General features: G+C 68.7%; 26 protein-coding genes and 5 pseudogenes. 18 read left to right on the forward strand and 13 right to left on the reverse strand.

What is annotated here, in order from left to right; genetic code table 11:
• Positions 1-55 precede the first annotated feature (55 nt).
• From ACHMW8_RS11340 to ACHMW8_RS11355, 4 genes are all read right to left on the reverse strand, one after another.
• On the reverse strand, positions 56-244 hold the full coding sequence (locus tag ACHMW8_RS11340) for a hypothetical protein (protein ID WP_395445606.1): 189 nt from the start codon (positions 242-244) through the stop codon (positions 56-58).
• Positions 210-1,034, reverse strand: a complete 825-nt coding sequence (locus ACHMW8_RS11345; RefSeq protein WP_395445607.1) for a FecR family protein — start codon at positions 1,032-1,034, stop codon at positions 210-212. The genes ACHMW8_RS11340 and ACHMW8_RS11345 overlap by 35 nt, the downstream gene beginning before the upstream one ends.
• A gap of 85 nt (positions 1,035-1,119) precedes the next feature.
• Positions 1,120-1,320, reverse strand: coding sequence for a sigma factor-like helix-turn-helix DNA-binding protein (locus ACHMW8_RS11350; RefSeq protein ID WP_395445608.1), 201 nt, complete (start codon positions 1,318-1,320; stop codon positions 1,120-1,122).
• The gene (locus tag ACHMW8_RS11355; protein ID WP_395445609.1) at positions 1,262-1,642 is read right to left on the reverse strand and encodes an RNA polymerase sigma factor; all 381 of its coding nucleotides are present in this window, start codon (positions 1,640-1,642) and stop codon (positions 1,262-1,264) included. Before ACHMW8_RS11355 ends, ACHMW8_RS11350 begins: the two co-directional genes overlap by 59 nt.
• Positions 1,643-2,208: 566 nt before the next feature.
• Here ACHMW8_RS11355 and ACHMW8_RS11360 point away from each other — a divergent pair.
• Positions 2,209-2,358 carry a hypothetical protein gene (locus ACHMW8_RS11360; RefSeq protein WP_395445610.1) on the forward strand — a complete coding sequence of 50 codons (150 nt, stop codon included), beginning with the start codon at positions 2,209-2,211 and terminating at the stop codon, positions 2,356-2,358.
• Between the two features lie 56 nt (positions 2,359-2,414).
• Complete coding sequence (locus tag ACHMW8_RS11365) at positions 2,415-2,906, forward strand: hypothetical protein (protein ID WP_125159203.1); 492 nt, start codon at positions 2,415-2,417, stop codon at positions 2,904-2,906.
• On the opposite strand, the gene ACHMW8_RS11370 is transcribed toward ACHMW8_RS11365, so the two are convergent.
• From ACHMW8_RS11370 to ACHMW8_RS11385, 4 genes and pseudogenes are all read right to left on the reverse strand, one after another.
• Positions 2,903-5,206 (reverse strand): CHASE2 domain-containing protein, encoded by a 2,304-nt coding sequence (locus ACHMW8_RS11370; protein ID WP_395445611.1) that lies wholly within the window; start codon positions 5,204-5,206, stop codon positions 2,903-2,905. The two genes, ACHMW8_RS11365 and ACHMW8_RS11370, sit on opposite strands and share 4 nt — an antisense overlap.
• Positions 5,203-6,544: pseudogene (locus ACHMW8_RS11375) on the reverse strand (FecR domain-containing protein). Before ACHMW8_RS11375 ends, ACHMW8_RS11370 begins: the two are co-directional and overlap by 4 nt.
• Positions 6,545-6,546: 2 nt before the next feature.
• On the reverse strand, positions 6,547-7,359 hold the full coding sequence (locus ACHMW8_RS11380; RefSeq protein ID WP_199743591.1) for a response regulator transcription factor: 813 nt from the start codon (positions 7,357-7,359) through the stop codon (positions 6,547-6,549).
• Positions 7,360-7,437: 78 nt separating this feature from the next.
• A pseudogene (locus ACHMW8_RS11385) lies at positions 7,438-8,647 on the reverse strand (winged helix-turn-helix domain-containing protein).
• A 73-nt stretch (positions 8,648-8,720) separates the two neighbouring features.
• Here ACHMW8_RS11385 and ACHMW8_RS11390 point away from each other — a divergent pair.
• The gene (locus ACHMW8_RS11390; protein WP_395445612.1) at positions 8,721-9,566 is read left to right on the forward strand and encodes an aldose 1-epimerase; all 846 of its coding nucleotides are present in this window, start codon (positions 8,721-8,723) and stop codon (positions 9,564-9,566) included.
• On the opposite strand, the gene ACHMW8_RS11395 is transcribed toward ACHMW8_RS11390, so the two are convergent.
• Complete coding sequence (locus tag ACHMW8_RS11395) at positions 9,556-10,854, reverse strand: lytic murein transglycosylase (RefSeq protein ID WP_395445613.1); 1,299 nt, start codon at positions 10,852-10,854, stop codon at positions 9,556-9,558. The two genes, ACHMW8_RS11390 and ACHMW8_RS11395, sit on opposite strands and share 11 nt — an antisense overlap.
• A gap of 218 nt (positions 10,855-11,072) precedes the next feature.
• Here ACHMW8_RS11395 and ykgO point away from each other — a divergent pair, with 218 nt between their 5' ends.
• The 6 genes and pseudogenes from ykgO to ACHMW8_RS11425 all read left to right on the forward strand — a co-directional run bounded on the left by ykgO (position 11,073) and on the right by ACHMW8_RS11425 (position 14,205).
• Positions 11,073-11,198: a type B 50S ribosomal protein L36 gene (ykgO, locus tag ACHMW8_RS11400; protein WP_004616427.1), complete on the forward strand. Its 126-nt coding sequence runs from the start codon at positions 11,073-11,075 to the stop codon at positions 11,196-11,198.
• A pseudogene (locus ACHMW8_RS11405) lies at positions 11,198-11,816 on the forward strand (HAD family hydrolase). Before ykgO ends, ACHMW8_RS11405 begins: the two are co-directional and overlap by 1 nt.
• 23 nt (positions 11,817-11,839) lie before the next feature.
• On the forward strand, positions 11,840-12,715 hold the full coding sequence (locus ACHMW8_RS11410; RefSeq protein ID WP_395445614.1) for an NAD(P)-dependent oxidoreductase: 876 nt from the start codon (positions 11,840-11,842) through the stop codon (positions 12,713-12,715).
• Positions 12,716-12,790: 75 nt separating this feature from the next.
• Positions 12,791-13,060, forward strand: coding sequence for a DUF2312 domain-containing protein (locus ACHMW8_RS11415; protein ID WP_125159195.1), 270 nt, complete (start codon positions 12,791-12,793; stop codon positions 13,058-13,060).
• Between the two features lie 47 nt (positions 13,061-13,107).
• On the forward strand, positions 13,108-13,437 hold the full coding sequence (locus tag ACHMW8_RS11420; RefSeq protein ID WP_125159194.1) for a hypothetical protein: 330 nt from the start codon (positions 13,108-13,110) through the stop codon (positions 13,435-13,437).
• A 300-nt stretch (positions 13,438-13,737) separates the two neighbouring features.
• On the forward strand, positions 13,738-14,205 hold the full coding sequence (locus tag ACHMW8_RS11425) for a hypothetical protein (RefSeq protein WP_395445615.1): 468 nt from the start codon (positions 13,738-13,740) through the stop codon (positions 14,203-14,205).
• Positions 14,206-14,221: 16 nt separating this feature from the next.
• Here the strand turns inward: ACHMW8_RS11425 and ACHMW8_RS11430 are convergent, their stop codons facing one another.
• Positions 14,222-14,314: a hypothetical protein gene (locus ACHMW8_RS11430; protein WP_370450253.1), complete on the reverse strand. Its 93-nt coding sequence runs from the start codon at positions 14,312-14,314 to the stop codon at positions 14,222-14,224.
• An 11-nt stretch (positions 14,315-14,325) separates the two neighbouring features.
• A complete protein-coding gene (locus ACHMW8_RS11435) occupies positions 14,326-15,798 on the reverse strand; it encodes a sigma-54-dependent transcriptional regulator (RefSeq protein ID WP_395445616.1) in 1,473 nt (490 codons plus the stop codon).
• 306 nt (positions 15,799-16,104) lie between these two features.
• Here ACHMW8_RS11435 and ACHMW8_RS11440 point away from each other — a divergent pair, with 306 nt between their 5' ends.
• The 3 genes from ACHMW8_RS11440 (at position 16,105) to ACHMW8_RS11450 (ending at position 19,979) form a co-directional block, all read left to right on the forward strand.
• On the forward strand, positions 16,105-16,767 hold the full coding sequence (locus ACHMW8_RS11440) for a hypothetical protein (RefSeq protein WP_395445617.1): 663 nt from the start codon (positions 16,105-16,107) through the stop codon (positions 16,765-16,767).
• 63 nt (positions 16,768-16,830) lie between these two features.
• Positions 16,831-18,624 (forward strand): M3 family oligoendopeptidase, encoded by a 1,794-nt coding sequence (locus ACHMW8_RS11445; RefSeq protein ID WP_395445618.1) that lies wholly within the window; start codon positions 16,831-16,833, stop codon positions 18,622-18,624.
• The gene (locus tag ACHMW8_RS11450) at positions 18,624-19,979 is read left to right on the forward strand and encodes an ABC1 kinase family protein (RefSeq protein ID WP_395445619.1); all 1,356 of its coding nucleotides are present in this window, start codon (positions 18,624-18,626) and stop codon (positions 19,977-19,979) included. The genes ACHMW8_RS11445 and ACHMW8_RS11450 overlap by 1 nt, the downstream gene beginning before the upstream one ends.
• A gap of 47 nt (positions 19,980-20,026) precedes the next feature.
• Here ACHMW8_RS11450 and ACHMW8_RS11455 read toward each other — a convergent pair whose 3' ends face one another.
• Both ACHMW8_RS11455 and ACHMW8_RS11460 read right to left on the reverse strand, forming a co-directional pair.
• A complete protein-coding gene (locus tag ACHMW8_RS11455) occupies positions 20,027-20,617 on the reverse strand; it encodes a hypothetical protein (RefSeq protein ID WP_395445620.1) in 591 nt (196 codons plus the stop codon).
• Positions 20,607-21,116 (reverse strand): RNA polymerase sigma factor, encoded by a 510-nt coding sequence (locus ACHMW8_RS11460; RefSeq protein WP_395445951.1) that lies wholly within the window; start codon positions 21,114-21,116, stop codon positions 20,607-20,609. Before ACHMW8_RS11460 ends, ACHMW8_RS11455 begins: the two co-directional genes overlap by 11 nt.
• A gap of 103 nt (positions 21,117-21,219) precedes the next feature.
• Here ACHMW8_RS11460 and ACHMW8_RS11465 point away from each other — a divergent pair, with 103 nt between their 5' ends.
• From ACHMW8_RS11465 to ACHMW8_RS11490, 6 genes and pseudogenes are all read left to right on the forward strand, one after another.
• Positions 21,220-21,699, forward strand: coding sequence for a PaaI family thioesterase (locus ACHMW8_RS11465; protein ID WP_125159187.1), 480 nt, complete (start codon positions 21,220-21,222; stop codon positions 21,697-21,699).
• Positions 21,692-22,616: pseudogene (locus tag ACHMW8_RS11470) on the forward strand (alpha/beta fold hydrolase). The gene ACHMW8_RS11465 and the pseudogene ACHMW8_RS11470 overlap by 8 nt, the downstream one beginning before the upstream one ends.
• A 56-nt stretch (positions 22,617-22,672) precedes the next feature.
• Positions 22,673-23,608, forward strand: a complete 936-nt coding sequence (locus ACHMW8_RS11475) for a glycosyltransferase family 9 protein (protein WP_395445621.1) — start codon at positions 22,673-22,675, stop codon at positions 23,606-23,608.
• A 64-nt stretch (positions 23,609-23,672) separates the two neighbouring features.
• Positions 23,673-23,903 (forward strand): aa3-type cytochrome c oxidase subunit IV, encoded by a 231-nt coding sequence (locus ACHMW8_RS11480; RefSeq protein ID WP_125159184.1) that lies wholly within the window; start codon positions 23,673-23,675, stop codon positions 23,901-23,903.
• Positions 23,904-24,022: 119 nt separating this feature from the next.
• A complete protein-coding gene (locus tag ACHMW8_RS11485) occupies positions 24,023-25,165 on the forward strand; it encodes a Re/Si-specific NAD(P)(+) transhydrogenase subunit alpha (RefSeq protein ID WP_395445622.1) in 1,143 nt (380 codons plus the stop codon).
• 27 nt (positions 25,166-25,192) lie between these two features.
• A pseudogene (locus ACHMW8_RS11490) lies at positions 25,193-25,527 on the forward strand (proton-translocating transhydrogenase family protein).
• Positions 25,528-25,537: the final 10 nt, after the last annotated feature.

A 25,537-nucleotide genomic window follows, 5' to 3' on the forward strand; every position in this document is an offset into this window, starting at 1 on the left:
GACTGGCGGCGAGCAGGAGCGAAGCCCAATTCAGGGTCGGGCCCGGTCAAGGACGTCAGTCGGGAGCGGACGGCCTTCCGCGCAGGACAATCGAATCATCGCTCGGCGTCGCCGAAATCGGCATGAGGCTGGTCAGGCGACGGACCATCGCATCCTGACCATCCACGATCAATACGCCGGAGAAACGAAGATTGGCCGTGTTTTCACCTTCAAGGCGAAGCGGGCGGTCGAAATAGTGGTTCATGTCGGCGACGATCCGCGTCAGCGGCTCGTTGCGGTAGATCAGGCGGCCCGAACGCCAGCCCACCTGATCCGCGGCCACGACGCCGCGCACGCTGACGCCCGAAGCGCCCTCGACATGTTCCAGCATCTGGCCCGGGCGCAGCCGCACGGGAGTGTCGCCACTGTCCCGTAGAGACCTCGACCAGGCCGCGCAGCACGGTGACCGTGAGCTGCCCATCGCGGCGGCGCACGTCGAACTTGGTGCCGAGCACGCGCACGGTCTCGTCGCCGGCGGTGATCAGGAATGGGCGGGCGGCGTCGTGCGCCACATCGAACAGGGCCTGGCCTTCGTGCACGGTCACGCGACGCGCGTCCTTCTCGAGGCGCACGGACAGGTGCGAGTCGGTGTTCAGGTCGATGTGGCTGCCGTCGGCCAGCGCGATGGCGCGGTTCTCGCCCTTGGCCGTGGTGTAGAGCGTGTCGGACGCCGGCAGGATCTCGCCCCACGGCGCGACGACAAGGGCGACGGCGGCCGCGGCGCCCGCGGCGCCCAGACCACCCAGCCAACGCCAGTCGATCATGAACGCACGCTTCGCCGCGGCGCGCTTCGGCTCGGCCAATTCCCCCCGGACGGCCGCGCCTCGCTGGAAGATCTCCTCGTCGACGGCCTGGATGGCGTCATACGCCTCCCGCGCACCGGGTTCGTTGAGCCAGGCGTCAAACGCCAGCCAGTCGGTCTCTTCGACCTCCGGCCGCTGCAGTCGGGTCAGCCAATCGGCCGCCTCTTGCAGATGTTGCGCTGACCGGCTCATCCGGTGGTGCTCCGACGAGGATCCATCATCCCCCTGCGAATAGACGGCGCCGTGCAGGCCCGGCCCCCATGTGACCCTGCATAAATCAACGGAGCCGCCTCGTCAGGGTCTTCAAGGCGGAGCTTATGTGCTTTTCCACCGTACTGACGCTGATGCCCATGCGTCGTGCGGTTTCCACGTGGCTGTGCCCCTCAAGTTTGTGCAGCCGGAAGGCCTGACGGGTCTTTTCAGGCAAGTCCTCGAACGGCCTCGACCAAGGCCCTGAGCCGCTGACGGCTGGCGACAACCTCGTCGGCGGAAGGTTCGTCGGCGACCTCGTGGCCGGCCACGACGGTCGTGGTGACGTCGCGCCAGTCGCTGTCGCGCGTCCCCGAACGCTTCTGGCTGCGCAGGCGGTCAAGCATCAGGTTCGAGCCGATCCGGTGCAGCAGGGCCGAGGGATTGTCGACCGGGCCGACCGATTCCATGCCACTGATGCGGAGATAGAGATCCTGGACCAGGTCCTCGGCCTCGGCGCGGGAGCCCAGGCGCGCGGAGAAGAAACGCACCAGATTGGCGCGCTTTTCCTCGTACAGGCCCAGCAGCGCGGCCTTGTGCGAGTCCGTCACGGCCAAAAGATCACCCACGTCCGCCAAAAACCACCCCCTTCACGGCGGAGCACTATCCATCTTTTTGGCGGAATGACGATCGTTTGTTGCGAGCGATCCTCAAGTCAGGATTTGGCGGAACGAGGACCTTCGAAGTCGTCTAAGTCCAACAAAAGCTCAAATATCAGCGGTTTTCATGGTTAAGCCTCGCGGCCTGAACGACGCCGTCTCCGACGACCGGCGGAAATGCCTGGATTTATGTGGCGAAATGTCGCGGCGCGGGCGGGGCGAGGCGGCGCCGTCTCTGGCGTATCGAGATCCTGGAGCGAAATGGGGCCGCCTTACTCCTTGTCCGGTCTGAACAGCTGGGGGAGGACGGCGTCGAAGACCCCCATGCGCCTCCGGCTCCGGGAAAGCTGGACGGGACGGCCGGTCTCTGTGGCGGCGCGCGGGGGCCTCCCAATGCGACCAACGTCGGCAATGTTATCCATTGTAAAATCAGAGCCAGGATTCCTGGCCGGCGCCGAGTTCTTGCCGTTTAAGTACAAAAAATGATGGGGGGAGCGCGGAGCATGGAGCAGTCCAGCATGACGGCGCCGACGGCCGCGACCGTCGGCCACCGGTTCCGATCGCGTCGCCTTCGCCTCGGCCGGTTCGTCGTAGCCGTGGTCTTGGCGGTGCTGAGCTGGGCGGTGATCATCCTGGTCTGGTGCGCCCTGAGCGCCTGGCTCGCGTGACCTTCGGGGCGCGCGGCGCTATCATTCTCCATCTGAACCACCGGGGGCGAACGACCATGCGCGCAAGCGGTTTTCTGCTGGCCGGAGTTTGTCTGACGCTGCTCGGCGCTTGCGCCTCGCCCCGGGCCGTGGGGCAGGGCGACGTCACCGGGTTGAAGGGCCTGGCCCCCTATTCCAGTTCGGCCGACGGCGCCGATGCGGCCTTCGCCAAGGCGGTCCAGGCGCGGGCGATCGACGCCTTGGGCGGAAGCGGCGGCGGCAAGCCTGCCTACCTCGTCCAGGTCGGCGTGGCGGTGGCGCCTTTGAGCGTCGGCGTCTCCAGCGCCGCCGGACCCCTCGACGACAAGGCCTGGCGCAGCCCGGCCGAGGACCGTCCCTGGTGGCGGCCGTGGCGGGGCAAGGGGCCGGCCCGCACGGTCACCCTGGCGGTGGTCGAGGCTGGCACGGGCAAGACCGTCGCCTGGTCCTCCATCCGCGTGCGCAAGGACGAGCCTGCGGCCGTCGCGGACCTGCTGGTCGCGGCCCTGCGGCCCTCCACCAAGGGTTAGTTCGCCGGCCCAACGGTATGACGCGGCAGGCGGACGGTGAACTCCGCCCCGACGCCCGGCGCGCTGCGGCACGAGACCTCGCCGCCGTGGCGGGTGACGGCCGCCTGCACGAAGGCCAGGCCCAGACCCACGCCATTGACCGCGAAGTCGTGACCCGGCCGCTCGAAACGCTGGAAGGGCCTGAAGGCGGTGGTCGCCTCCTCGCGCGAGAACCCCGGACCCTGGTCGGCGATGGCGACATTGGCGGTCGGGCCGCTCGCCGAAGGCTGTTCCGATAGGCTTACGGTGATGGTCGAGCCTTCGGGGCTGTACTTCACCGCGTTTCCCAGCAGGTTGACCAGGGTGCGGGCCAGGACGCCGCGATCGCCCAGCACGGTCAGCGGCGTGTCGCCGCCGACCTGCTCGATCCGGATCTTGCGCTGCAGCGATTGCGGCCAGACCTCGTCGATGGCCTCGACGGCGATGTCGGCCAGGTCGACCGGCTCCAGATGAACCGGGGTCACCTCGGCCCGCGCCAGCTGCACGAAGCCGTCGGCCAGGGCCAGGGTGCGCTTGGCATAGGCGGCGATGCGGTCGGACAGTTCGGTCGGGACGCCGGGCGTCGTGGCCAGCAGGGCCAGGATCGAGGTCTGCGGCGAGCGCATGTCATGGGTCAGGAGTTGCAGGGCCTGCTCGCGTTGGCGCATGGCGGCGGTGAGGATCGAGATATCGGCCAGGCGGACGATCCAGCCGGCCGGCGCGTCGGTCTCGTCCCTGCGGAACACGGTCTGCAGCTGGAAGGCGCGGCCGTCGGGCAGGTGCAGGTCGATCGGCTCGTGCCGCTCGGTGGCCAAATGGTGCGGGTTGGGGGGCCAGTCCAGCTCGAAGCGATGACCCAGCGGCTCCAGAGCGTTGATCAGGTCGGCCAGGGACGAGCCCGTCAGCTGAATCTGGCTGGGCTTGAACAGGGCCTGGGCGGCGGCGTTGGCGGCGATCACCCGGCCGTGGGCGTCGGCGACCAGGGTGGCGTCGGGCAGGCTGAACAGGGCGTCGGCCGAGAAGCGGCGCAGGTCGTCCATGCGCGTGATCGCCTCGCCCAGGTTCGAGGCCTGGCGCGACACGACATCGCTTTCGAAATCGGCTGGAGCGGTTCCGCGCCCGCGTCCGCGCACGATGCCACGCACGCGCGCCAGTTCGCGGCTTAGCAGGTCGTTGACGCGACCCAGCTGTCCCCAGCCCCAGAGCAGGGCGATGATCTGCAGGCCCAGCACGGTGGCGATCGGCGACAGCCAGATCTGGCCCAGCCAGAACATCGCCGCCGAATAGGCCAGACCGACCAGGCAGAGGCCGATCGTCAGCGCCAGGTTGGCGCGCGGCGGCAGGACCAGGAACCCGACCATCAGCAGCCACAGCAGGGTGAGCGTGAAGGCCGCGCGGCTCCACGGGCCCGCCGGCTTGACCATCAGGCCGCTGCGCAGGCCGTCCAGGATGCTGGCCTGCAACTGCACGCCGGTCATGCTGGCGGCGTCGGGCGTCACCGGCGTCGGGAACGCGGGACCCAGGCCCGGAGCGGTCAGGCCCACGAACACCGTGTGGCCGGCGATCAGCGACGGCGGCGCCTCGCCGGCCAGCACGCTGGAAAAGCTGACGTGGCGATAGATCGACGGCGGGCCGGCGAACGGGATCAGCAGGGTCTCGTCGAAGCCGCGCGTGACGTCGCGCGCCCCGACCGGACGGGTGGCGCGGTGGACAACGGTGACGAGATCGGGACTGAGGCTGACGCCGCTGATTTCGAACGGGGCCATGCGGCGCACGACGCCGTCGTCGTCGAAGCGAACATGGGCCAGGCCGACGCCGGCCGCGCCCTGGGCGATGGCGGGCACCGAGCCCACGACTCGCGGCGGGGCGCCCGCGCCCGCGTCGGCCAGAAACTGCGGCAGGTAGACCCGACCTGAACGCTTGATGGCCTCGCCCAGCGCCTGATCTTGGGCTGGGTCGCCAGCTTCGCTGAACAGGACGTCGTAGACGATGGTCCGCGCGCCGGCCTCGGTCAGCCGGTCGACCATTCTGGCGTGGATATCGCGCGACCAGGGCCAGGCGCCCAGCTGGGCCAGGCTGCGATCGTCGATGTCGACGATCAGGATCGAGGGATCGGCCGGCCGGCCGTTGGCGCGGGCCAGGATGTCGTAAAGCACGTTGTCCAGCCGCTTGGGCGGCAGGACGGCGAAGGCCACCATGACCAGGCTGGAGACGATGGCCAGCAGCAGCCAGGACAGCAGCCGCCCGCTCGGGCGCGGCGCGCGGGGCGCGGCGTGCGTCACTTCCCGATCTGCAGCTGCTGCAGCGTCCCGACCTTCTCGGTCACCGCGCCATCCTTGAAGCGCACGGCGGCCACGCGCCAGGAATAGCTCCCGGGCGGCAGGTCGGTCAGGGTCAGCTGGGGCTCGGTCAGGCCGGGCTGGTCCACGACCGCGACCTTGGCCTCGGCGTCGGAAAACAGCTGGAAGCGATAGTTGCGCACGCCGTCGCCCGCCGCGCTCCAGCGGAACAGGAACTTGCGATGCTTGCCCTCGCGGCTGTCGGACGGCGCGCCGGCTTCCAGCGTGTTGAGGTCGCGGTCGAAGCTGTAGTCGGACGGGAAGCCTTCCAGGCCGCCCGGGTCGATCGCGGTCAGGCGGACGAAATAGGTGCCGTTCTCCAGTTGGCTGAAGTCGGCGGTGGGGCGCTCGCGGGTCGTGGTCTGAGTTCTGGCCTCGGCGAAGATGTCCACGAAGCCGGCGTCGCGGGCCAGCAGCAGACGATAGGCGGCCGCGCCCGGGACAGGTTCGACGGTGAAGCGGACGATCGCCTCGTTCTGGGTCTGGCCGCCGGGACCCATCTTCGGTCCGGGCAGGAGTTCAACAGGCCCGCCGACGCCGCTGGCCGAAGCGCTGACGCCGAAGCCTGCCGCCACCGGCGGCCCGCCGGTCGCCACCTGGCCAGCGTCGACGCCGACCGCGCCTTTCAGGACTTCCGTCTGAGCCCCATCCCCATTGGCTCCGACCCGAAACTCGGTGCCGCGCACCGCCGAGACCGAGACTGGGGTGCGCACCTCGAACCGTGCCCCCGGCGTCTCGGTCGGCGTGGCCGAGATCGTGCTCTTGCCCTGGTCCAGCTGAAACACCCGCTGGGGCGCGTTGTTGATCATCACCTGGCGCAGCTTGGAGATCCGCACGCGGGTGTTCGACGGAAGGGTGACGCGCGAGGCGTCCTCCAGCTCGAAGGTGGCGAAGGCTCCGGGGCCGGTGCTGATCACCTGGCCCTCAGACAGCGGCATGCCGACCCGCGCCGGCGCGCGCTGGCCGTTGGTCTCGACGGTGACGGGGCCGGTGAACGCCGACAGGCTGGCGGCTATCGGCGTCGACTTCAAAAGGTTCGGGTCGATGTTCAGTTGCGAGCCAGGCCGCAGGCGGGTGGGCTGGGCCACGCGATTGGCCTTCTGCACCGCGCGATAGTCGCCAGGTCGGTTCATGTAGCGGCTGGCGAGCCCAATCAGCGTATCGCCCGGCTTGACCACATAGGCCACCGGCGGCTCCGGCGCGGCGGTCTGGGCGTTGGCCGCGCTCGCAAGCATCAGCCCGGCCAGAAAAAAGGAGGCCCGCCCCCGCAGCCCTGGTCATGTCTACTCTCCCCCGCCCGCCGCCTCGGGATCACAGGCCTCCAGACGATAGCCGAAACCGTAGACCGTGCTGAGTCTGAAACCGTTGGTTGGCCGCAGATGCAGCTTGGCGCGCAGGCGCGAGACGTGCGCGTCCAGGGTGCGGGTCTCCAGATCGGGCCGCTGACCCCAGATGCGCCGCAGCAGGTACTCGCGCGACAGGGGGCGGGACAGGTTGTTGAAGAGCAAGGACGCCAGCTGGAATTCCTTGGGCGTCAGGGCCTCGACATGGCCCGCCCAACTGGCCGTCTGGGCGCCTGGGTCCAGGCGATAGGGGCCATGCTGCTCGACCTGGGGCGAGACCGGCGGCCGGTGGATGCGACGGGCCACGGCGTTGACGCGGGCAAGCAGCACCTGGGGCTGCAGCGGCTTGACGATGTAGTCGTCGGCGCCGGCGTTCAGGCCTTCCACGAGGTCCGCCTCGACCGAGCGGCTGGTCAGCAGCAGGACCGGCGGGGCGGTGGTCGGATCCTCGCGCAGCAGGCGCAGGGTCTCGACACCGGACAGCTCCGGCATGTTCCAGTCGAGAATGATCAGGTCGAACGTCTGCTTGCGCAGCTCGGCCAGAAGACGCGAGGGCGTCGTGAAACTGGTGCAGACAAAGCCTGCAGGATCCAGAACCGAAGCGACAAGCGCATTATGGCTTTGGTCGTCGTCGAGCAGGGCGACTTTCATGCGCTCACTTATACTGGGAAGTGGCGCGTCCCGCGGGGGAGCGGAACGCGCCGCGGGACGCCCGATGTCGGTGGGGTGACGAACAGGCGACCAGCTATTCATTGTTATCGCGCCCCGCCCCCGGTTGCTCGCCTTCAGGCGGCATTTTTACAATGCTTTACAGTCGGGTCGAGCGAGCATTCATGCGGCGACCCGGATGATCGAACCCAACTTGGGCGCGAGATCGCCCGTGGGGCGAACCTCGACGCCGGAAAGCCCCAGCCAGGACGCCATCAGCGCCAGTTCTCCGGCGAGCCGTTCCGCGGTCGCGTCATCGGCGTCAGGCTCGGCGTGGGCGGCCAGGACCAGCAGCTTGCCGGCCTTGCGATCGGCCTTGAGGTCGACGCGCGCGGTGATCGCCTCGTCCTGCAGGAACGGCAGCACGTAGTAGCCGTGGGTGCGCTTGTGGGCGGGGGTGTAGATCTCCAGCCGCACGCGGACGCCGAACATCCGCTCGGTGCGCTCGCGGAACCAGATCAGGTTGTCGAACGGCGAGAGCAGGGCGGCGGTCTTCACCGCCCGCGGCCGCCGCGCCCGCGGCCACAGATAGGCCGGCTGCTCCCAGCCCTTCACGGCGACCGGGATCAGGGTCCCGTCGCCGACCAGCGCGGCCACGCCGTCGCGAGCATCGGTCACGCCGAGCCGGAAGTAGTCGCGCAGGTCCCGCTCGGTGGCCACGCCCATGGCGCGGGCCGAGATCTTCAAGAGTTCGCGGCAAGCCTCGGCGCGGCTGGGCGTGGGAGTTCTCGGTGATCGCCTTGGGCAGCACCTTCTCGGGCAGGCCGTAGACGCGCTCGAAGCTGTTGCGGCGCGTGGCGGTGGTCAGGCGGCCGGTCCAGAACAGGCATTCCATGGCCCGCTTGCCTTCGCTCCAGCCCCACCAGCCGCCTTCGCCCTTGGCGCCCAGCTCCAGTTCGGAGGCCGCCAGAGGGCCGCGTTCGGCGACGGCGGCCAGGGCCTGGTCGAGGAAGTCCGCGTGGCTGCGCAGGAAGGCGGCGACGTTCTTCCAGACCCCGACGCCGTCGAGGGCGTCCTGCATCCGCCAGCGTAGCAGGGGGTGGGTCGAGAGCGGCGTCAGCGAGGCCTCGTGCGCCCAGTATTCGGCGAGGTCCGGCGTCTTGCCCCAGGCCATCGCCTCCAGCAGCGACCGGTCATAGGCCCCCAGGCGCGAGAACAGCGGCAGATAGTGCGAGCGCGAGACGACATTGACCGAGTCGATCTGCACGACGCCCAGGCTCTCGATCGTCGAGAGCAGGCGGCGCCTGTCTGGATTGGCGGGACGGGGCCGCGCGAAGCCCTGAGCCGCCAGCGCGATGCGTCGCGCGTCCTTCGCGGAGAGGGTCTCGACCATCGGCGCCAGTTGAACTTGCGTCGGGACCGGGCGCAAGGCAGTGAGACCGCTAACACTCTAGGGAGCGGCCTTCATGACCGTCATCGAAAGGGGCTCGGCCCGCCTGGTGCTCGCGCCAGAGGTCGGCGGTGCGATCGCCAGCTTCACGATCGGCGACCGCCACGTGCTGCGGCCGATGGCGGCCGGCGCGACCGACGCCCTGGCCTCGGCCTGCTTTCCGCTGGTCCCGTTCTGCAACCGCATCCCGAACGGACGCTTCACCTTCGAAGGGCGTGAGGTCGTGCTGCCTCCGAACCTCGGGACCCATCCGCATCCGCTGCACGGCCAGGGTTGGCGCAATGCCTGGACGGTTGAGAAGGCTGAAGGCGGCGAGGCGCTGCTCTCCTACGAGCACGTGGCGGACGCCTGGCCCTGGGCCTACCGCGCCGAGCAGCGGTTCGCGGTTGGCGAGACCGGTCTGCGCCTGGAACTGTCGGTCACGAACACCGGCCCCGACGCTATGCCGGCGGGCCTGGGTTTCCATCCCTACTTCCCGGCGCGCGACGCTGAGACCCTGACGGCGACCAATGATGGCGTCTGGATGATCGACGAGGACGTCTTGCCGACCGTGCGTCACGCCGGCGTATGGGGACCGGACTGGGCGAAGGGGGCGAGCGTGGCGGGTCACGACCTGATCGACCACTGCTATACGGGCTGGGACCAGCGCGCGGTGCTGCGGGCTCCCGGCCAGCCCGACACGACCATCACCGCCTCTCCGGAGTGCCGCTGGCTTCACGTCTATGTTCCGCCGGACCAGGGCTTTCTGTGCGTCGAGCCCTGCGCCAGCCGCCCCAACCCGTTTGGGGCCGGGGAGACCGGCATGGTGACGCTTCAGCCCGGCGAGAGCCGGTCGATCTGGATGGAAGTGGCTAAGGCGTGATCCCGGCCTGGGCTTTCAGCCTGCTCACCATGTCGTTCGACATGTAGCCGTCGGCCGGCAGCTGCTGGCTCTGCTGCCAGGCGCGCAGGGCCTTGCGGGTGCCGGCGCCGATGACGCCGTCGGCCGGGCCTGGGTTGAAGCCGACCCGGGCCAGGGCGATCTGGGCGGCCATGCGGTCCGACATCGACAGCGGGGTCTCGACTGGCCACGGCGTGACCGGGGGCGCGCCACCGCCGAAGCGATCGGCCAGCAGGCCGATGCCCAGGGCGTACGAGGTCGAGTTGTTGTAGGTGCGGATCGCGAAATGGTTGGGCAGGGCCAGGAAGGCCGGTCCCGCCGCGCCCGCAGGCAGAAGCAGCATGGCCGGCGAGGCCGCGTCGGCCGCCGTCCAGGGCAGGCCGTCCGCGCGGCGCACCCCGCGGGCTTCCCACCAGGCGGGAATCTGTTTCTCGACCTCGGTCACCGAATAGTCGAAGCCGGCCGGCAGGATCACTTCCTTGGCCCAGCCCGCACCGGGTTTCCAGCCGCCCTTGGCCAGGAGGTTGGCGGCCGAGGCCAGGCTATCGGCGTCCGAGCCCCAGATGTCGCGGCGGCCGTCGCCGTCGAAGTCGACGGCGGTCGAGCGGTAGCTGGACGGGATGAACTGGGTCTGGCCCATCGCCCCGGCCCACGAGCCGCGCAGCTGGGCGCGGGTGACCTCGCCCGAATCGATGATCTTCAGGGCGGCGATCAGTTCGCCCTCGGCCCAGGCGCGGCGGCGGCCATCGGCGGCCAGGCTGACCATCGAGCGGACGACGTCGAAATTGCCCTGCAACTGGCCGAACGCCGACTCCATGGCCCAGACGGCCAGCAGGATGTCGCGCGGCACGCCGTAGCGGGCCTCGATGGTCGGCAGGTAGGTCAGCTCTTCACGCTTGCGGCGGCCCACGGCCACGCGGTCGTCGCTGATCACGCCCTTGATGTAGTCGCCCACCGGCTTGGAGAACTCCGGCTGGCGGCTGTCCAGGCTGATGACCTTGGGATCGGGCGTCACGCCAGCCAGCTCGCGGTCCAGCAGGGCGGGCGACAGGCCCTGGGCGATGGCGCGGCCCCGGAAGTCCCGCAGCCAGGTGTCGAAGGCCAGCTCGCCGGCGGGCACGGGCGTCGCCGGAACCGGCTGCGGCGCGGCCGGAGCATGGGGCTTGGGCGCGGGTTGCGGCGGGGTGATCGCCGTCAGCGGACCTTGTGGAGAGGTGTCCGCGCAACCGGCGAGCAGGAGAACGAGAAAGACGCGACGATCGATGGCCATGCGGGGGAAGCTACCGGGGTTCGAGTAAAGCCTTCAATCACAAGCGCGCCAGACGGGTGAAGTTCCCGCGAAATCCCCACGCGCATTTGGGCGAAAGGGCGTCGAGCGCATCGACTCCGGTCCGCGTCGCACTTATACGCACCGCCTCCGAAACACCCCGGAAGTTCTGGCCGTATTCTGCGCGCCCGAACCTCTCCGCCGAAGTACAGAGACCGGTCATGAAGGTTCGCAGCTCGCTGAAGTCGCTGAAGGGTCGCCACCGCGACTGCAAGATGGTGCGTCGCAAGGGCGTCATCTACATCATCAACAAGACCGACCCGCGCTTCAAAGCCAAGCAAGGCTAATGACCTTGTCGCGTCCCAGAGCCGTTCTCTGGGATGTCGGCAACGTCATCGTGCGCTGGGATCCCCGCGCACTGTACGCGAAAATGTTCAAGGAACCGGCCGATCTCGACCGGTTCCTTTCGGCATGTCTGCACGCTGGATTGGCATGTCGAGCACGACAAGGGCGTTGGCTTTCCTGAGAACGCCGCGCCACTGATCGCGCGTTTCCCCGAGCATGAGGCCGAGATCCGGGCCTGGGACGAGCGGTTCCACGAGATGCTGTCGGGGCCGATTCCCGAAACGGCATCCGTGATCGAAGCCCTGGCCGCCCGTGACGTGCCGCAGTTCGCCCTGACCAACATGCCCCAGAGCAAGTGGCCTGCGGTCCAGGCCATGTCGCCGGTCCACTTCGGTCATTTCCGCGACGCGATCGTTTCGGGCGACGAGCAGGTGATCAAGCCGGATCGTCGCATTTACGAGATCGTGCTGGAGCGCACGGGGCTGCGGGCCTCCGACCTGCTGTTCATCGACGACAGCGCCGCCAATATCGCGGCGGCCATGGACATCGGCTTCCACACCCACCACTTCACCGATCCGGCGCAGCTGCGCGCCGCCGTCGAGCGGCACGGCCTGCTCTAGTTCCCAAGTCAGGGAGATCTCGCATGAACGTCGGTTTCGTCGGTCTCGGCGCCATGGGCGCGGCCATGGTCCGCAACCTATTGGGCAAGGGCGTCCAGGTGACCGTGTGGAACCGCTCGCGCGGCGTCGTCGACGAATTGGCCGCCGAGGGCGCCACGCCGGCCGCCAGCGTCGATGAGGCCTTCGCCGCCGACATCGTCCTGACCATGCTGGCCCACGATCAGGCCATACGCGAGGTGCTGCTGGACAGCGGCGCGCTGGCCAAGGTCCGCAAGGGCGTCGTCCACGTCAACCTGGCCACCATCTCGACCGCCCTGGCCGCCGAGCTCTCGACCCTGCACGCCGAGCTGGGCCTTGGCTATGTCGCCTCGCCCGTGTTCGGCCGTCCGCCCGTCGCCCAGGCGGGGGGCTTGAACGTCCTGGCCGCTGGCGCGCCCGAGGCCGTGGCCGTGGCCATGCCGGTGCTGGAACTGCTGGCCGCCAAGGTCTGGCCGCTGGGCGAGGATCCTGTCCGCGCCAACGCCCTGAAGCTGGCCGGCAATTTCATGATCGTCTCGGCCATCGAGAGCATGGGGGAGGCCGTGGCGCTGGGCGAGGCCTATGGCGTCGAGGCGCCCGAGCTTCTGGACATGCTGTCCAGCACCCTGTTCGCCGCCCCGATCTACAAGATCTATGGCGCCATGATCGCCGAGCGCCGCTACACCCCGCCGGGTTTCGCCGCCGAGCTCGGCCTCAAGGACGTGCGCCTCGTCCTGGACGCCGCCGAGGCCAAGGGCCTGTCCATGCCGCTGGCCGATCTGGCCGAGGCCAGCCTGGAATCCCTGCTGGGCGGCGAAGAGAAGAACCTCGACCTGGCGGCCCTGGCCGAGATCGCGCGCGGACGTGTGGAAGGCCGCTGAATCGCGCTTCCCAGCGGCGCGCGTTCGCACTAGGTTCCGCGCCTCCTGAATTCCAGCCTCTCGCGAGACCTGAGCATGGCCGACGACGCCGTTCCCCACGCAGACGTTCTGAACTCGACCGCCCAGGGTCAGCTGAAGTCGATCATCGATCGCGTCGAGCGCCTCGAGGTCGAAAAGACCGAGATCATGGAACAGATGAAGGAGGTCTATGCCGAGGCCAAGGGCAATGGCTTCGACGTGAAGATCCTCAAGAAGGTGGTCCGCCTGCGCAAGCAGGACCGCGCCAAGCGCCAGGAAGAGGACGCGATCCTCGACCTGTACCTCTCGGCCATCGGCGAGATCTAAGTTTTTCAGGTGCGCTGGCGCGCGGGGTCGGGAATAGTCCTGGCGACATGCGCGCCAAGCCGCCCGATCCGAAAGAACAGGCCAAGAAGGCCGCGCTGAACGCCCTCAAGCGGGCGCGCCGCGCGGCCGAGAAGTCCGGTGTCGAACTCTCCGAGTGGGAGGGTGAGTTCCTGACCAGCGTCGCCCAGCGCGTCGAGACCTATGGCCGGGCCTTCGCCGACCCCGAAAAAGGCGCGCGCGGCCAGGCCCTGTCGGGCAACCAGGCCATCAAGCTGAAGGAAATCGTCCGCAAGGCGAAGGGCGAAGCCAAGCCCATGAAGCGCGGCAAGGGCTTCGCGCGGCGCGGCCGTCCCGAGCCTGAAAGCGACGAAGGCTGATCCCGGCCCGATCAAGCCAGGGATTATCGCGCGCATTCCGAGCGTAGCGGTGTCACGAGAACAGATGACAAAAACAGCCTGAAGTTTGTCTCAAAGACTTACCAAAAACTACTGTTCGTCGAACCGCGTTAAGGTCCTGGTAAGGATCTCGGTCGAAAATGTGAATAATTGTAAAGAGTTAAATACTCATCGCTGTGAGGGTTCTGGGTCGCGGGCGGGTCGCGGCTCCAGCCTCGACGCACGCGGGCGATAGCCTGGATCGGCGTCGAGCGAACCCCACGGCTTCGTGGATCAAGGACAATGGCGACGACCTATCAATATCTGCTACGCCGCAAGGCGGAGCTGGAAACCCGCATGGTTGAGGCTCAGAAGCGCGCCCAGGCGCCGTTCGAGGGCGAGCTACGAGCGATCATCGTGGCGCTGGACGCCCTCAAACAGGCCGGAATGTCCGAGCGGCTGTCCGCCGGCGAGCCGGCGCCGTTCGCGCCGCCCGCTCCGGGCAAGCGCGGCCGACGGGGGCGCTCCACCCGCGACATGATCCTGATAATCTTGACCCAGGCGCCGGGCTTGAATGAGGCGGAGATCGCCCGTCAGCTGGATCACCGCTGGAGCCGGCCGGTGACCCCGACCCAGGTCGGACGAGAGCTGGAGCAGATGGAGATCGAGGGTATGGCCCGGCGGTCCGGCGCGGGATGGGTCCGCATCGAGGAGGCGCCCCAGAACGCCGAAGAGCGGCCAAGCTTCAGCCTGGCCGCTCCCGGACACTAGTTCGGTCTTGAACGCCTCAGGCGCGCGCCGGCTTCGCCGACATGGCCGGGCGCGCCGGCTTCAGCAGCGCCTTCAGGCGCTGTTCGCGCGAGACGGGGCGGAAGATCATCAAAGTCGCCATCAGCCGGCCTCCTTCATGTCGACCTCGATGCCCTGCTCGCGAACCTTGCGATAGAGGGTCGAGCGACCGATGCCGAGGCGGCGGGCGACTTCGCTCATGTGGCCGGCATAGACGTCGATGGCGTGCTGAATAAGGTCGCGCTCGATGTCTTCCAGCGTCCGCAGGTGACCGCGGTCGTCGAGAATCCGCACGGGCGCCTCGGCCGCGCCCGTCGGGGCGGCCATGGCCGCGTGAGCGGCTTGCAGCAGGGCGGCGGGCGGCGGCGCGGGCGGGGTCGAAACAGCCTCGACCGGCGCGGCCAGACCCGAGATGGCGGGGAAGTCGTAGGGCTGCAGATAGGGCGCGTCGGCCAGCACGATGGCGCGATAGACCGTGTTCTCCAGCTGGCGGACATTGCCCGGCCAGTCGAAGGCGGTCAGCAGTTGCAAGGTCTCGGGCGAGGCGCCGATGACGCGCTTGCCTTCCTCCACGTTGAAGCGGCGGATGAACGCCTCGACCAGGGCCGGGATATCCTCGCGACGCTCGCGCAGGGACGGAGCCTCCAGCGGGAAGACGTTCAGGCGGTAATAGAGATCCTCGCGGAAATGCCCGGCCGAAACGGCCTGCTGCAGATCGCGATTGGTGGCCGAGACGATGCGGACATCGACCTTCAGCGAGCGCTTGGAGCCGATCGGATCGATCTCGCCCTCCTGCAGCGCGCGCAGCAGCTTGACCTGGACGTCCAGCGGCAGTTCGCCGACCTCGTCCAGGAACAGGGTGCCGCCGTCGGCTTCCTTGAACTTGCCCAGATGCTTGTCGCTGGCGCCGGTGAACGAGCCCTTCTCGTGGCCGAACAGGATCGACTCGACGAGGTTTTCGGGAATGGCGCCGCAGTTGACGGCCACGAACGGCTTGCCGGCGCGATCCGAGGAGCCGTGCACCGCGCGGGCGATCAGCTCCTTGCCGACGCCGCTTTCGCCGGTGATCAGCACGGGGATGGCGCTCTTGGCCGCCCGCTCGCCCATGCGCTTGACCATGGTCATGACCGGCGAGGCGCCGATCAGATCCGCGAAGGTGGTCTTGCCGCCGGCCCGCTTGGTAAGGCGCTCGACCTCGCCCTTGAGGTCGCCCATCGACAGGACGTTGCGGATCGAGACGGTGATGCGCTCAGGGCTCGCCGGCTTGATGAAGAAGTCAGCCGCCCCGGCCTGCATGGCCTTGACCACGGTGTCGACGCCGCCGCTGGCGGTCAGCACGATCACGGGCTGGGTGAAGCCGCGGGCGCGCATCTCCTTCAGCGTCTCCTGGCCGGTCAGGCCAGGCATGACGAGATCGAGCAGGATGACGTCGGCCGGCGCGCCCGATGTCAGGTGCGCGATCGCCGCGTCGCCGCCTTCGGCGTGTGCGACCGCGAACCCGTCGCGTTCGAGCACCGCCTGGATCAACCGACGTTGTGTCGGGTCGTCATCGACGACTAGGACCGTTTTGGTCATAGGGCATATCCACCAGAACCGGCCATGCCCACATGGAGCACGGCTCTTGTTGGTTCAGAGTGATACAGCCCGCGGGTAAACACCGGCTTTCGCAGACGTGTCGCGAAGCTTAAGGTTTAGCCTTAACAGGACCTTACCGGGGAGGGGGCGTGGCGGGCGCCGGCCCCGGCCTTGCCGGAAGTCCGCGGCGCGACGGGCGAGCACAGACGGTGCGCGTTCGAGGCCGACGAACTGGCTGGACTTTTGCGACAGGCCTGGAGGATCGTGGTCCCCAGGTGATCGCCAGGCAGTACGAGGTCTAGGGGCATGTTCGTTGGACACTACGCGGCGGCCCTGGCCGCCCGGGCGGCCGAACCGCGCGTCCCACTGTGGACCTATGTCCTGGGCTGCCAGGCCATCGACATCGCCTGGAGCGGGCTGATCCTGGCCGGCGTCGAAAGGGCGAGCGTCGATCCCAGCCTGCCGGGCAGCACCCTGGTGCTGAGTCACATGCCCTATACCCACAGCCTGCCGGCGGCGGTGCTGTGGTCGGTCGCGGTCGGGGCGGGGCTGATGGCGCTGCTGAAGCTGCCCAGGCGCGCCGGCGTGTTCATCGGCCTGACGGTGTTCTCGCACTGGGTGCTCGACTTCCTGGTCCATCGTCCGGACCTGCCGCTTCTGTGGAATGGGCCGATGGTCGGCTTGGGTCTCTGGAACCATCCGCTCCCCGAGGAGGTGCTGGAGATGGGCCTACTGGCCCTGGCGGGCGCGGCCTGGGGCTGGCGGCGCGGCCAGGAGGGCCAGGGCTGGAAGCCGGCCTTGGCCTTCCTCGCCTTCCTGCTGTGCCTGCAGGTCGTGCCGATGCTCTCGCCGCTGGGCGAGGGGCGGTTGTCCGTGGGCGGCTCGCCCCTGGTCGCCTACCTCGTCGCCTGCGTCGCGGCCTGGATGGCCGAACCGACCGTGGCCAAGCCAGGCGTCGGCAGGGCCTGACGCCCGAAGCCTGACGTCCTCGTGCATTGCGCGGACGGGGGCGCAGCGCCTATCTGCTAGGCCATGAACGCCCCTTTCAAGCCCGACGCCCCGCCCGAATGGAACCTGGCCGACCTCTATGTCGGCCGCGACGACCCCCGGATCGAAACCGACCTCGCCGCCGCCAAGGCCGCCAATGACGAGCTCGCCACGCTGGAGGGGATGTTCCTCGAGGCTCGCAAGGAGCCGGCGCGCCTGGGCGTGCTGCTGGATCGCGGGATCACGCTCTACGAAGCGGCCACCAACGGCCTCTGGAGCGTCGGCGCCTATGCCAGCCTCGAAGCGGCCGTCGCCCGCGACGATCCCGCCTGGGCCAAGTTCGAATCCGACCTGCGAGCCCGCTCCTCACAGATCGCCGCCGAGAGCCTGTTTTTCACGCTGGAGCTGAACCAGCTGGAAGACACCGAGATCGCCAAGGCGCTGGAGGCTCACCGCGACGCGGCTCGCTGGGCGCCGTGGCTGCGTCGCGTGCGCCTTTCGCGGCCGCACGAGCTGTCGCCGGAACTGGAGCGCTTCATCGTCGACAAGAGCCCGGCCGTCGCCAGCTGGGTGCGGCTGTGGGACGAGACGCTGGCCAAGCTGGCGGCGAAAGCCGGCGACGAGACCCTGACCTTGCCCGAGGCTCTGAACCGTCTCTCCGACCCCGACGTCGCGCGGCGCAAGGCCGCCGCGGACGGCCTGGCCAAGGCTTTGGAAGAGCGCGCCTCCACCCAGGCCCTGGCGCTGAACACCCTGGCCTTCGAAAAGCAGGTCGAGGACCGGTGGCGCCGCTATGACAGCCCCGCCCAGTCGCGCCATCTGGCCAACGAGGTCGACGGCGACGCGGTCGACGCCCTGGAGCAGGCGGTGGTCGAGGCCTATCCGCGCCTGTCGCATCGCTACTACGCCCTGAAGGCCAAGGTCATGGGCCGCGACAGCCTGGACTATTGGGACCGCAACGCCCCGCTGACCGCCGCCGCCCCGCGCGCCTACGCCTGGGACGAGGCGCGAGGCATGGTGCTGGAGAGCTTCCAGGACCTGGCGCCGAAGTTCGCCGACGTCGCCCGGGTGTTCTTCGACAAGCCGTGGATCGACGCTCGGCCGCGGCCGGGCAAGCAGTCTGGCGCCTTCGCCCACCCCGTGACCGCCGACCGCCATCCGTTCGTGTTCATGAACTACATGGGCGAGCGACGCGACGTGCTGACCCTGGCCCACGAGCTGGGCCACGCCGTGCACCAGACCCTGTGCCAGCCGCTGGGCACCCTGCTGGCCGACACGCCCCTGACCCTGGCCGAGACGGCCTCGATCTTCGGCGAGGGCCTGGTGTTCGACCGCCTTCTCGCCGAGGCCTCGCCCGAGGACCGCAAGAGCCTGCTGGCCGGCAAGATCGAGGACGGGCTCAACACCGTGGTCCGCCAGATCGCCTTCCACCGCTTCGAGCGCCGCTTCCATGACGCCCGCCAGGAGGGCGAGCTGTCGCCCGACCAGATCGGCGGCCTCTGGCTGGAGGTGATGGGCGAAAGCCTGGGCCCGGCGGTGAAGCTGAACCCTGGCTACGAGCACTACTGGGCCTATGTCAGCCACTTCTGCCACGCGCCGTTCTATGTCTACGCCTATGCGTTCGGCGACCTGCTGGTGCGCGGCCTGATGGAAAAACGCCGCGAAGATCCCGTGAAATTCGCGCCGCTCTATGAGGATCTGCTCTCGGCTGGCGGTACGCGGACCTATGTCGAGGCGCTGAAGCCATTCGGTCTGAACCCGCGCGACAAGGCGTTCTGGGCCGCCGGCTGCGCGCAACTGGAGCGGCTGGTGGACGAGTTCGAGGCGCTGGTGACCTGATGGGGGATGACGCCCGCGACCCTGAGCGCGATCGCCTCTCGGGCCGGCTCTCCCGCTTCGCCAAGGTGGGCGCGGGGCTGTCTGGCGCGGCGGTGTCCTACGGCGCCAACCGCGTCTTCGCCGGCGACGACGCCAACGCCCGCAACGCCAAGGCGCTGAAGGCGGCGCTGGGTGGGCTGAAGGGCCCGCTGATGAAGGCGGCCCAGATGTTCGCCACGGTGCCGGACCTGCTGCCGCCGGAGTTCGCCAAGGAATTCGCCGAGCTCCAGACCAACGCGCCCGCCATGGGCTGGCCGTTCGTGCGCCGGCGCATGGCGGCCGAGCTGGGGCCGGACTGGCAGGGCCGGTTCGCGAGCTTCGAGCACGAGGCCGCCGCCGCCGCCTCGCTGGGCCAGGTCCACCGCGCCACGACTCACGACGGCCGGACCATCGCCGTGAAGCTGCAATATCCCGACATGCAGAGCGCGGTCGAAAGCGACCTTGGCCAGCTGCGCGCCCTGATCGGCCTGTTCAAGCGCATGGACGGCTCGATCGACCCGTCGCAGATGATCGTCGAGATCGGTGATCGCCTGCGCGAGGAGCTCGACTACGAGCGCGAAGCCAGGATGATGTCCGTGTACGGAAACTTCTTCGCCGCGCGCGAAAACATCCGCACGCCGACGCCCGTTCCGGAGCTGTCGACCGGCCGCCTGCTGTCGATGACCTGGCTGGACGGCCAGGGCCTGCTGGCCTTCAAGAGCGCCCCGCAGGAGACCCGCGACCGCATCGCCGCCCTGTTGTTCGAGGCGTGGTGGAGCCCGATGACCCATCTTGGGATCATTCATGGCGACCCGCACCTGGGGAACTACAGCTTCGGCGGCGAGGAGGCGGCGCATCTGAACCTGCTCGACTTCGGCTGCATCCGCGTGTTCCCGCCGACCTTCGTGGCCGGGGTGGTGCGGCTGTATCGCGCCCTCTCCAACGACGACCGCGCCGAGCAGGTCGAGGCCTATCGCACCTGGGGCTTCCAGGGGCTGACGGATGAACTGGTCGACACGCTGAACGTCTGGGCGCGTTTCATCTACGGTCCATTGCTGGACGACCGGGTCCGCACGGTGGCCGACGATGTCCCGCCTGGCGAGTACGGCCGCCGGGAGGCCTTCAAGGTGCGCCAGGCCCTGAAGGCGGTGGGCGGGATCACCATTCCGCGCGAGTTCGTGTTCATGGACCGCGCGGCGATCGGACTGGGCGCTGCCTTCCTGCACCTGGGGGCCCGCCACAACTGGCGGGCGCTGTTCGAGGCGTCGTTGGAAGGGTTCTTGGAGGACGGCGTCGCCGAGCGGCAGGCGAAGGCGCTCTCCGAGGTCGGCCTCTAATTCTTGTCCTCCCGGACAGCCTCTGCGAGGCTTCCGGGAGGACAAGATCAGTGTTCGTATTCCTGGAGCAACGCCTCCAGTCGCCGCTGCTCGGGCTTCATCACCCAGTAGAACCGCAGGGTGTTCCAGCCGAAGCTGGCCGCCAGCGCGCCGCCGCACAGGGCCAGGGCCTGCATCCCCGCCGCGCTGTCCATCTTGCCGTCGCGCTGCAAGCGCTCGATGGCGAACCACATGGGCAGGATGAACACCGGGGCCATCATCCAGAACACGTGGTAGTTCCGTCGCGCCGCCTGGTTGCGGGCCAGCAGGCCGGCCAGGGTGTCGCGCATTGGCTGGCCGGTGTCGCGGGTGCGGGCACGGAAGCCATTCCAGAACACCGCGATCATCACGATCCAGCAGACGCCCAGCATCGCCATGCCGGCCCAGCCATGAAAGTCCTCGCCGCCGCGCAGCACGGCCGCGCCGGCGACGAGCGTGAACACGGCCAGGGCCGCGAACGGTATGGCGCTCAGCAGGAATTCCGTCCTGCGACGGGTCTTCAAGGTGTTCATCAGTTCCTCCATCAGTCGGGCCTGCTGCTCTTCGGAGGGGCGGTTGGCCTCGGACCGCCAGACCTGTTCGAGGCGCTCAAAGTCCATCGGCGTCCTCCTTCACTTGGGTCGCAAGCCGTTGGCGCAGGCGGGTCAGCCGCGCGCCGACATTGCTCTCCGTCAGCCCGTGCAGCCGCGCGATCTCGCCATAGGCCACGCCGTCCAGCGACAGCAGGATCAGCGAGCGCTCGACCGGCGCCAGGGTGCGGATGGCCGCGTAGAGCCGCTCCAGCAGGGGACCTTGGGGGTCATCGCCGGAGTCGCGGATCAGCAGTTCGGCCTCGATCGACACCCCGCGCAGTCGTCGCCGGGTCTCGCTCCGTCGCCAGGTGAGGGCGGCGTTGTGGGCCACCCGATGGGCGAACGTCCCGGCCGCGCTCTGCTCCCGAAAGCTCGGCTGCGCCTTCCACAGCGCCACCGTCAGTTCCTGCAGCAGGTCATGCTGGTCGCGGGGGGCGGCGAACGCCCGCGCCGTCCGGCGCAGCATCGGCAGATGCGGCCCCAGCCAAGCGGCGAAGTCCCTGTCGATGTCGTGGTCGCTCGCCATCCCCTTGGCCATTCGTCTCCCCGTTTCGGAAGGTTAGATGCCGGCCAGGGTGTCGTCCTTACGGAAGGCTTTTCTTTTTTCAAACGCTCGTTAGCCTGACCTTATGTCCGACGACCTGACAGACGCCCAGACCGCCGCGATCCCCGAAGGCTTCAGCCAGCTGAACTGGTCGCGCGGCTTCGGCCGCCAGATCGGGCCGCTGTTCGAACATCGCGAAGGCCCCGGCCAGGCGCGCCTGGCGTTCCGGGTCGAGGAGCACCACACCAATGGCCTCGGCAACTGCCACGGCGGCATGTTGATGAGCTTCGCCGACATGGCCTGGGGGCGGATCATCTCGCTGCAGAAGTCCTACAGCTGGGTGACGGTGCGGCTGATGTGTGACTTCCTCTCGGGCGCCAAGCTGGGCGACTGGGTGGAGGGCGAGGGCGAGCTGATCGGCGAGGAGGACCTGCTATTCACCGTGCGCGGCCGCATCTGGGCCGGCGACCGCACGCTCATCACCGGTACGGGCGTCTTCAAGGCGCTCAGTCCCCGCAAGCCGCGTCCCGGCGAACTGGCCTATACGGAAAGCGCCGATGGCTGACGATCAACCCTCGCCAGCCTCGCTGCTGGCCCCCTACCACGGCGAGGCGCCGCCCGCCCCGGCCTGGTTCAAGGCCGCCATCGCTCAAGCCCCAGAGCGCTCGACCATCGCGGTCGAGGGCGCGAACATCGAGCTGCTGACCTGGGGCGAGATCGGCAAGCCGGGCCTGCTGTTCCTGCACGGCAACGGCGCCCACGCCGACTGGTGGAGCTTTATCGCGCCGTTCTTCGCTCAGGACTGGCGGGTGGCGGCCATCTCGTGGTCGGGCATGGGCGAGAGCGACTGGCGCGAAGCCTACAGCGCCGAACTGTTCGCGACCGAAATCTTCGCCGCCGTTCGAGGCGGCTGGCCTCGAGGCCAGCGGCGTGAAGCCGATCGTGGTCGGTCACTCCTTCGGCGGCTTTCCGACCCTTTATTGCGCCGCGCGCCATCCCGAGCGCCTGCGCGGGGCGATCATGGCCGACAGCAGCATCCAGCCGCCGGAAAAGCGCTGGAAGGGCCCGCCGCCGCGCTCGGGGCAGGGCAGCCGAGTCTACGCCACGCTGGAAGAGGGGCTGAATCGCTTTCGCCTGGCCCCGCCGCAGCCGTGCGAAAATCTCTACATCGCCGACTTCATCGCCCGTCGCTCGTTAAAGGAAGTGGAGGGCGGCTGGACCTGGAAGTTCGATCCGGACCTCTGGCACAATTTCCGGATGCCCGATCTTGGGCAGCTTCTGCCTCAGATCGCTTGTCCGGCGGCCCTGATGTGGGGCGAGCGATCTAACCTGATGCATGCCGAGACGCTCGACTATATGGTGGCGCAAATGCCCAAGGACGTGCTGCTGCTCCCGCTGCCCGACGCCGATCATCACGTGATGATCGACCAGCCCCTGGCCTTCGTGGCCGGGCTCCGTGGACTGCTGGCGAACTGGTCCTGAGCGAGGCGTCGGGGCCCGTTCTCGTCTATGCGCCCGATCGCGGGATCGGCGATCTGATGTGGCATTTGCCGACGATCCGGGCGATCGCGGCCACCACGCCGGAGGGCAAGGTCGTGCTGGTCGCCCGGCCGTCCAGCCGCGCCGCCGAGGTCCTGACCGTCGAGCCCAGCGTCGCGCGCGTGCTGTACGCGCCCCACTACAAGGGCAAGCTGAAGGGCGTGCGCGAAGTCCTCGACTTCTATCGCATCTGCCGGGCCGAGAGGCCGCGCGCGGTGTGGATCCTGGAAAAGATCGACCGCCCGGCCATCGCCGCCGCGCTCGCTGGCGCGCCCGAGCGACGGGGCTTTGGCCTTGGGCACGGACAGGAACGGTTCCTGACCACGGGCCCCTACCTGCCCAAGTCGATGCGCTCCGCCCACCGGCTCGACAAGCTAGCGGCGTTCGAGGCGGCCCACGGCCTGGTCGTCGACAGTCGGGAGCCGGAGCTGAGGCTGGATCCCGAGGCGCTGGCGGCCGTGAAGACCAGGTACGCCGACAAGCCTGGTCCCTGGCTGACCCTGGGCATTGGCGCCAGCGAGCCCGCGCGCACCTGGCCGGCCGACAGGTTCGCCCAGACGGCGTCCCGGCTCTCGGACCTGTTCGGCACGGTGTTCTGGGTCGGCGGTCCGCACGAGGCGCGGGTCGCCACGGCCGCGATCGGCGATCTGCCGGGCAATGTCGTGGCCTGCGACCTGACGCTCGACAAGTCCGCGGCTCTGATCGCGCTGTCGGCCGGGTTCCTGGGCAACGATTCGGGCGCGCTCAACGTGGCCGCCGCCGTCGGCACGCCGTGCGTGGGCCTGATGGGCACGGCACCGGTGCCGGCCTATTCTCGCTGGCTCTCGCGCCTGGACGGCGGCGAGGGGCGAATCTCCGACATCACGGTCGACCAGGCTGTCGACGCCGTGCGCGCCCGCTTCGTATCGGAAGCCTGGGGCAATACGCACGCTTGAGCCTTAGCGCCCCCCGTTGTATCGGGCGGGCTCGGTATTCTCTCTTTGCTTCCAAGGACGACACATGGCCGGCGATTATCACCGCGGTGAGATGGACATTCACGAACAAGTCGCGACCTTCGCGGCGTTCAACAACATGACGAAGTGGGGCTCGCTGGCCGTCGCCACCCTGCTGCTGTTCATCACCCTGCTGTTCTGCACTGCGGCTGGCTTCATCGGCAGCGCCATCGCCGCCGCGCTGCTGCTGGCCGCGGGGATCTTCTTCCTGCGCGACAAGCCGGCCTCGACCCACTGACACCGGTGGACATCGGGTATATTTTCTCCCTGAGCTGCGTCTTGAGCCTCGACAAGAGGCAAGACTATCCCCTACAGAGCGCCTCATGCTGCTGAGCAAACAGCGCTCTGGGGAGGGGTATGCCGATGGCCGTTATCGCCGTCACGAAAGAGACCCGCGCGAACGAAACGCGGGTCGCGGCCACGCCTGAAACCGTCAAGAAGCTCGGCGCCGCCGGCTTCTCGGTGGTGGTCCAGGCGGGGGCGGGGACGGCCGCGTCCTATCCGGACGCCGACTACGAGGCGGCCGGCGCCAAGATCGCCAAGACGGCCAAGGACGCCCTCAAGGACGCCGACGTCCTGTTCAAGGTGCGCGCGCCCGAGGCCGCCGAGATCGCGGCCCTGAAGAGCGGCGCGATCGTCGCCGCCGCGCTCAATCCCTACCAGGACAAGGAAACGCTGGACGCCCTGGCCAAGGCCGGCGCGACCGCGATCGCCATGGAATTCATCCCGCGCATCACCCGCGCGCAGGTGATGGACATGTTGTCGTCCCAGGCCAACCTCGCCGGCTATCGCGCCGTGATCGAGGGCGCGGAGGCCTACGGCAAGGCCCTGCCGATGATGATGACCGCCGCTGGCACCGTCGCCGCGGCCAAGGTCTTCATCATGGGCGTGGGCGTCGCCGGCCTGCAGGCCATCGCCACGGCCCGCCGCCTGGGCGCGGTGGTCACCGCCACCGACGTGCGTCCGGCCACCAAGGAACAGGTCGAGTCGCTGGGCGCCAAGTTCCTGGCCGTCGAGGACGAAGAGTTCAAGAACGCCCAGACCGCCGGCGGCTACGCCAAGGAGATGTCCAAGGAATACCAGGCCAAGCAGGCCGAACTGGTCTCCTCGCACATCGCCAAGCAGGACATCGTCATCACCACGGCCCTGATTCCCGGCCGTCCCGCGCCGAAGCTGGTCAGCGCCGCCCAGGTGGCGTCGATGAAGCCGGGCTCCATCCTGGTCGACCTGGCCATCGAGCAGGGCGGCAATGTCGAGGGCGCCAAGCTGAACGAGGTCGTCGTCACGTCGAACGGCGTGAAGATCCTCGGCCACGCCAACCTGCCCGGCCGCATCGCCACGGACGCCAGCGCGCTCTACGCCCGCAATCTGGTGGCGCTGGCGACCCTGTTCACGACGAAGGAGGGCGCGTTCGAGCCCAATTTCGAGGACGAGATCCTGCGGGCCGCCGTCGTCACCCGCGGCGGCGCGATCGTCCACCCGAACCTGAAGACCGCCTAAGCGCACAGCAACAGAAGGGAGGCTCCCATGGAAGCCGTCGACCCCACCGTGTTCCGTCTGGCGATCTTCGTGCTCGCCATCTTCGTGGGCTACTACGTCGTCTGGAGCGTGACGCCCGCGCTGCACACGCCGCTGATGGCCGTCACCAACGCCATCTCGTCGGTGATCATCGTCGGCGCCCTGCTGGCCGCCGCGGCCCACGGCGCCAACAGCGACCTGGCCGGGGCGCCGTCGCCGGCTCGACCTGGATCTCCAAGGGGGCCGGCACGCTCGCCGCGGCCTTCGCGGCGGTCAACATCTTCGGCGGCTTCTTGGTCACCCAGCGCATGCTGGCGATGTACAAGAAGAAAGAGAAGAAGTGAGCGGACGGGA

The sequence above is a fragment of the Caulobacter sp. UC70_42 genome (genome assembly GCF_044056025.1).
GTDB lineage: Bacteria > Pseudomonadota > Alphaproteobacteria > Caulobacterales > Caulobacteraceae > Caulobacter.

Bases quoted from the DNA above. Each gene is read 5' to 3' on its own strand.
- ACHMW8_RS11340 (WP_395445606.1), bottom strand. From the start codon at position 244: ATGAACCACTATTTCGACCGCCCGCTTCGCCTTGAAGGTGAAAACACG.
- ACHMW8_RS11345 (WP_395445607.1), bottom strand. From the start codon at position 1,034: ATGAGCCGGTCAGCGCAACATCTGCAAGAGGCGGCCGATTGGCTGACC.
- ACHMW8_RS11360 (WP_395445610.1), top strand. From the start codon at position 2,209: ATGACGGCGCCGACGGCCGCGACCGTCGGCCACCGGTTCCGATCGCGT.
- ACHMW8_RS11365 (WP_125159203.1), top strand. From the start codon at position 2,415: ATGCGCGCAAGCGGTTTTCTGCTGGCCGGAGTTTGTCTGACGCTGCTC.
- ACHMW8_RS11380 (WP_199743591.1), bottom strand. From the start codon at position 7,359: ATGAATAGCTGGTCGCCTGTTCGTCACCCCACCGACATCGGGCGTCCC.
- ACHMW8_RS11390 (WP_395445612.1), top strand. From the start codon at position 8,721: ATGACCGTCATCGAAAGGGGCTCGGCCCGCCTGGTGCTCGCGCCAGAG.
- ACHMW8_RS11395 (WP_395445613.1), bottom strand. From the start codon at position 10,854: ATGGCCATCGATCGTCGCGTCTTTCTCGTTCTCCTGCTCGCCGGTTGC.
- ykgO (WP_004616427.1), top strand. From the start codon at position 11,073: ATGAAGGTTCGCAGCTCGCTGAAGTCGCTGAAGGGTCGCCACCGCGAC.
- ACHMW8_RS11410 (WP_395445614.1), top strand. From the start codon at position 11,840: ATGAACGTCGGTTTCGTCGGTCTCGGCGCCATGGGCGCGGCCATGGTC.
- ACHMW8_RS11415 (WP_125159195.1), top strand. From the start codon at position 12,791: ATGGCCGACGACGCCGTTCCCCACGCAGACGTTCTGAACTCGACCGCC.
- ACHMW8_RS11420 (WP_125159194.1), top strand. From the start codon at position 13,108: ATGCGCGCCAAGCCGCCCGATCCGAAAGAACAGGCCAAGAAGGCCGCG.
- ACHMW8_RS11425 (WP_395445615.1), top strand. From the start codon at position 13,738: ATGGCGACGACCTATCAATATCTGCTACGCCGCAAGGCGGAGCTGGAA.
- ACHMW8_RS11430 (WP_370450253.1), bottom strand. From the start codon at position 14,314: ATGATCTTCCGCCCCGTCTCGCGCGAACAGCGCCTGAAGGCGCTGCTG.
- ACHMW8_RS11435 (WP_395445616.1), bottom strand. From the start codon at position 15,798: ATGACCAAAACGGTCCTAGTCGTCGATGACGACCCGACACAACGTCGG.
- ACHMW8_RS11440 (WP_395445617.1), top strand. From the start codon at position 16,105: ATGTTCGTTGGACACTACGCGGCGGCCCTGGCCGCCCGGGCGGCCGAA.
- ACHMW8_RS11445 (WP_395445618.1), top strand. From the start codon at position 16,831: ATGAACGCCCCTTTCAAGCCCGACGCCCCGCCCGAATGGAACCTGGCC.
- ACHMW8_RS11450 (WP_395445619.1), top strand. From the start codon at position 18,624: ATGGGGGATGACGCCCGCGACCCTGAGCGCGATCGCCTCTCGGGCCGG.
- ACHMW8_RS11455 (WP_395445620.1), bottom strand. From the start codon at position 20,617: ATGGACTTTGAGCGCCTCGAACAGGTCTGGCGGTCCGAGGCCAACCGC.
- ACHMW8_RS11460 (WP_395445951.1), bottom strand. From the start codon at position 21,116: ATGGCGAGCGACCACGACATCGACAGGGACTTCGCCGCTTGGCTGGGG.
- ACHMW8_RS11465 (WP_125159187.1), top strand. From the start codon at position 21,220: ATGTCCGACGACCTGACAGACGCCCAGACCGCCGCGATCCCCGAAGGC.
- ACHMW8_RS11475 (WP_395445621.1), top strand. From the start codon at position 22,673: ATGTGGCATTTGCCGACGATCCGGGCGATCGCGGCCACCACGCCGGAG.
- ACHMW8_RS11480 (WP_125159184.1), top strand. From the start codon at position 23,673: ATGGCCGGCGATTATCACCGCGGTGAGATGGACATTCACGAACAAGTC.
- ACHMW8_RS11485 (WP_395445622.1), top strand. From the start codon at position 24,023: ATGCCGATGGCCGTTATCGCCGTCACGAAAGAGACCCGCGCGAACGAA.